2 protein-coding genes are annotated in these 1,221 nt (G+C 67.0%); both read left to right on the forward strand.

All coding sequences use genetic code 11. The features are described from left to right. A partial coding sequence (locus AC1DXX_RS33330; protein ID WP_478138472.1) for a zinc-binding dehydrogenase occupies positions 1–534 on the forward strand: 534 nt, incomplete at its 5' end. A gap of 33 nt (positions 535–567) precedes the next feature. Further along, on the forward strand, positions 568–1,128 hold the full coding sequence (locus tag AC1DXX_RS33335) for an NADPH-dependent FMN reductase (RefSeq protein WP_478138473.1): 561 nt from the start codon (positions 568–570) through the stop codon (positions 1,126–1,128). Positions 1,129–1,221 lie beyond the last annotated feature (93 nt).

A 1,221-nucleotide genomic window follows, 5' to 3' on the forward strand; every position in this document is an offset into this window, starting at 1 on the left:
GGCGGCGTGGCCACGGCGCTGGTGCAGATCGCGCGGCACCACGGCATGCAGGTGATCGGCACCGCATCGACGGAAGAAAAACGCGCGTACGCGTTGGCGAACGGCGTGAGCGTGCTGGTCGACGGCCGGGCGACGGAGTTGCCGCAGCAGGTCATGGCGCAGACCGGTGGGCGCGGGGTCGACCTGGCCTTCGACCACATCGGCGGCGAGCTGTTCATGGCATGCATCCGTTCGCTCGCGCCGTTCGGCACGGCAGTGTCATACAACATCGCGAGCGGCCCGCCGGCGGGCGACGTGTTCATGGCGCTGCGCGCGCTGCTGAGCCGGAGCCTGGCGGTCCGCACCTTCTCGATCCACACCTTCGACAGCGACCGTGCGCGCCGCCGGGGCCTGATGGAGAGCGCCATCGCGTTGATGGCCGCCGGCCGCATCCGCGCGCCGCGAACCACGGTGATGGCATTGGGTGATGTGCGCCGGGCGCACGAGCTCCTCGACGCCGGCACATCGCTCGGCAAGCTGGTGCTGGCGCCCTGAGGCAACCGGCGAGAGAGAAACAAGGAACACACCATGAGCACTCTGGACATCGTCGGCCTGTGCGGCAGCCTTCGCAGCGGATCCGTCAACCGGGCGGCCCTGAAACTCGCCGGCTCGCTGATGCCGGAATCCATGCGGCTGGATGTCGTCGAATGGCGCGAAGTGCCTTCGTTCGATGCAGATGTCTTTGCCAAGGGCTACCCGGCTCCGGTGCAGGCGCTGCGCGAGCGCATTGCGCGGGCCGACGGCCTGGTCATCGCCACGCCCGAATACAACTTCTCGATCCCGGGCGCCTTCAAGAATGTGATCGACTGGCTCAGCCGGGGCGAGGACCAGCCCTTCGCGCACAAACCGGTGGCGCTTCTCTCGGCATCTCCCGGTCCGCTCGGCGGCGCACGCGTTCAGTACGACGTGCGGCGCGTGATGCTGTTCGTGAATGCGATGGTGCTGGCGAAGCCCGAGGTGTTCATCGGCGGCTCGGGGGGCAAGTTCGATGCCGAAGGCCATTGCACCGATGAGACGACGCGCAAGTTCGTGGGCGACCAGATGAAGTCGTTCGAGAAATGGGTTGGAGCGGTGAAGCGGATGGCGTGATCGGGTCTCAGAGCCTGTTCACGATCTATTCAGGACCATGCAGATGCCTGTAGGGGCGAGTTGCGCGGTGTGGTGTGCGGTCTGTTCGGGGCG

This window comes from Variovorax sp. P4_B10, assembly GCF_056402375.1.